Genomic DNA, 3,539 nt, shown 5'->3' with positions numbered 1-3,539 from the left:
GCCGACAACCCCCGGATGCCGGCTAAAGCCGGCACTCCAGCATGTGCCCCCCGGTTTTTTAGACAGCTTCTAAGGGAGGTCGCCGACAACCCCCGGATGCCGGCTAAAGCCGGCACTCCAGCATGTGCCCCCCGGTTTTTTAGACAGCTTCTAAGGGAAGAAGGTTCACCATGATCTATTCAGTCCAACTCCGTTGGATGTTTGCGCTCCTCTGCATCCTCAGCTTGGCTGCGTGTGGCCAAGCTCCGCCCAGCGCAGCGCCAACTGCTGCGAGTCTGCCTACGAGTGAAAGTGAAGTGGTTGCACAAGCACCTGATGAGCAAGCCACTGCGCCGCCTGCTGCTATGCAGCATGTTGAGGTACTGCGGCTGCCTGGGGGCGATTTTGGCCTGCCTTCGCCCTTTACCTACAGTCGTGGCCCGGGTTTTGTCCGCATGAGTTTTATCTACGATACCCTGATCTGGAAGGATAGTGAGGGGTTCATTCCTTGGCTGGCGACGGAATGGACTGTGTCTGCCGATGGGACGCGCTGGGAGTTTACCCTGCGCGAGGGTGTGCGTTGGCATGATGGTACGCCTCTGACGGTTGATGATGTCGTGTTTACCTTCGATTACCTTGCCAATCAGCCCTCGGCAGTGCTGCTCGGTGGGACGCTGGAGATCATCAGTAGCGTCGAGCAGCTTGATGAACAGCGTGTGGCGATTGTGCTTGAGCAACCCTATGCGCCCTTCCTGTCCAATATTGCTGGTACCTTGCCAATCATCCCGCGCCATATCTGGGAAGAGATTGATGAACCAGCCCAAGCGGCTACGCTTGAATTGCTGATTGGCAGTGGCCCCTACCAGCTTACCCAGTATGACCAAGCTAGTGGGGCGTACCTGTACGAGGCCAATCAGGACTTCTGGTTGGGTACGCCCTATGTGCAGCGCATTGAGTTGGTGCCGGTTGCCGATGCGCTCTTGAGCCTTCAGCAGGGCGCCATTGATGCGACCGGCATCAGTGTAGATAGTAGTGTCACCGCTGAGGTTCTGGCTCCGTTCCGTGAGCCTCCGTTTGCCATTATGAGTACGGGTGGCGAATGGAACGCGGCGCTGCACTTCAATCTGGCCAAGGGGCCTCCCTACGATGATGTGCGTTTCCGCCAGGCTCTTGCCTACACCATTGACCGTGAAGAGTTGGTGCAACGGGTGCTGTTGGGCAATGGCGAACCCGGCAATCCGGGTGGGGTTGCGCCGAGTAGTAGCTGGTACAACCCTGATGTCGCAGCCTACGCGGTTGATCGGGAGCGGGCCGCCGCGCTCCTTGATGAGGCTGGGTACCAAGATACCAATGGTGACGGAATCCGCACCATGCCCGATGGTCAGCCCCTCGATCTGCAACTCTACTTCGATGGAGCATCAATGGCCCGCACCGCCGAACTGCTGCGGGCGATGCTCCAAGAGGTCGGCATCCCGCTCACCCTGCGCCCGAACGACCGCCCCAGCCAGGATGCCCTGACTGCCGATGGGAACTACGGGATCGCCATTATCGGCTATGGCGGCTTGGGCGGCGATCCGGATCGTCTGCGCCAAACCTTCGCCAGTACCAGTCGCTCGCGCTCCTTCTCGCGTGCCCACGGCTATGCCAATCCAACCTTTGACCAACTGGCCAGCGAGCAGTTCACCACGACCGATGAGGCGCAGCGTAAAGCCCTCGTCTTCACTATGCAGGAGCTTCTTGCCGAGGATGTGCCGGTGCTACCACTCTACCACCCGCTCAACATGCATCTCTACCGGCCTGAAGTCTTTGCTGCTTGGTACTACACCCCAGGTGGCATTGGCAGCGGTGTACCAATCTGGTGGAACAAGCATGCCTTTGTGACCGGCACTCAGACTGGTTTGCCTATGCGGGATGGTTTATAACCACTTGTTTGCGCGGATGCGCGGATGCGCGGATGCGAAGCCAGCGCATCCGCGCCAATTACCCTTGAACATGGCGCATCATCAAGAATGCGAACGCCCATGTTCGGCAATCTACAATCTACAATCTACAATCTGAAATGGCATGAGAAGGAGCATAGACTCATGAGTTACGCATACCGGCGTGAATTGCTCGATCTCCTACGCGGCTACCGTTCGGCCCAAGTGCTGATTGTCTGCACCGAGTTGGGCGTCTTCGAGGCGTTAGCGGCTGGCCCGGCGAACGCGCAAGAACTTGGTGCTCAACTGAAGCAGCGCCCAGAGGTGCTAGAGCGCCTGCTGAACGCGGCAGTGGCGCTGGGCCTGCTGGAGTTGCAGCACGAGAGGCGCTACGCCAATGGGCCGGTTGCAGCGGCCTGCCTGAGTGGCACCGGGCCATTCTTTATTGGCAACCTCGTGCGCCGCGAGGCCAACTTCTACGAGCGTTGGGGCCAACTTGGCCCGACCGTGCGCGGTGAGGTGGCAGCGGGAGGCACGTATGTCACGGATCGCGCCCCCGATCCTACTTGGGTACGCCGCTTTGAGCTTGGGCTCTACGACGTGGCACGCACAAGCGCCCCCCTGGTCGCTGAACTGCTCGCACCGCTCATGCCCAGCAATGTAGCGCCACGGGTGCTTGACATCGGCGGCGGCCATGGTGCCTACAGCATGGCCTTAGCGCAGCGCTACCCCACGCTCACCGCCACCATCTTTGAACTACCGCCTGTCATTCCCGTCGCGCAGGAGCTTGTTGCCGCCTCAGGGCTAACCGAGCGGGTCGCGCTGCAATCCGGCGACTTCAAGCAGGATCATCTGGGTACAGGGTACCACCTTGCCCTGCTCTTCGGCATCCTGACGCACCAGACGACAGACGAGGCGGTGGCGCTGCTCACGAAGGTGCATGCGGCCCTTGAGCCGGGTGGGGCGGTGGTGATCCACAACTTCCTGCTCAACTCCGACCGCGTTGGCCCCCTTGACGCCACCCTCTTTGATCTCCACATGCTGCTCGCAAACAAGACGGGCGCAGCCTACACCAGTGACGAGCTTGCCGCCTGGCTTGAGGCCGCAGGCTTTACCAAGCCCGAAACGCTCATGCTCAACGAGCCAGAGCCGCTACGCCTGCTCGTGGCGCGGAAGAGGTCATAGAGTATTTCACCACAGAGGCACCGAGGGCACAGAGGTTTTGGCGTTGGGGCATGGTTTCAGGCTACTTTATTGTTTGCGCCATGAGGTAGTGCCGACGTTAGGGAAGCAGAAATTTTCAAGTATCCCAGCAGCCTGTCATGCCGAATAGTCCATGAGCGGCCATCGTAGTGCCGACGTTAGTCGGCTTCCCATCGCTTCCAAAGACCTCAGCCGACTAAAGTCGGCACTACCTACGGTCTCTCAGGATGACAAAACAATGGGGCAATGAACAACATCCGCTTCCCTTAGTCGGCTGAGGTCGCAGACACCCCCGGATGCCGACTAATGGTCTTCCAGTAAATAATCCGCTAACCAGACCTCGCAGATCTGGCATATCTATCAGGTCTAGTCCGTGCCGCGACACCGGATTAATTTCTGGAAGACCATAAGTCGGCACTACGACGGTAAAGCTGAAAG

At 59.2% G+C, this 3,539-nt stretch carries 2 protein-coding genes; both read left to right on the top strand.

What is annotated here, in order from left to right:
- The first annotated feature begins 170 nt into the window (after nt 1-170).
- Nucleotides 171-1,901 (top strand): ABC transporter substrate-binding protein, encoded by a 1,731-nt coding sequence (locus tag CJ255_RS21385; RefSeq protein WP_097646105.1) that lies wholly within the window; start codon nt 171-173, stop codon nt 1,899-1,901.
- A gap of 162 nt (nt 1,902-2,063) precedes the next feature.
- Nucleotides 2,064-3,083: a methyltransferase gene (locus tag CJ255_RS21380; RefSeq protein WP_165774873.1), complete on the top strand. Its 1,020-nt coding sequence runs from the start codon at nt 2,064-2,066 to the stop codon at nt 3,081-3,083.
- Nucleotides 3,084-3,539 lie beyond the last annotated feature (456 nt).

This window comes from Candidatus Viridilinea mediisalina (assembly GCF_002532535.1).
GTDB classification, from domain to species: domain Bacteria; phylum Chloroflexota; class Chloroflexia; order Chloroflexales; family Chloroflexaceae; genus Viridilinea; species Viridilinea mediisalina.
This window is presented reverse-complemented; position numbering and strand designations above follow the sequence as displayed.

Coding starts and splice junctions, on each gene's coding strand:
- CJ255_RS21385 (WP_097646105.1), top strand. CDS start 171: ATGATCTATTCAGTCCAACTCCGTTGGATGTTTGCGCTCCTCTGCATC.
- CJ255_RS21380 (WP_165774873.1), top strand. CDS start 2,064: ATGAGTTACGCATACCGGCGTGAATTGCTCGATCTCCTACGCGGCTAC.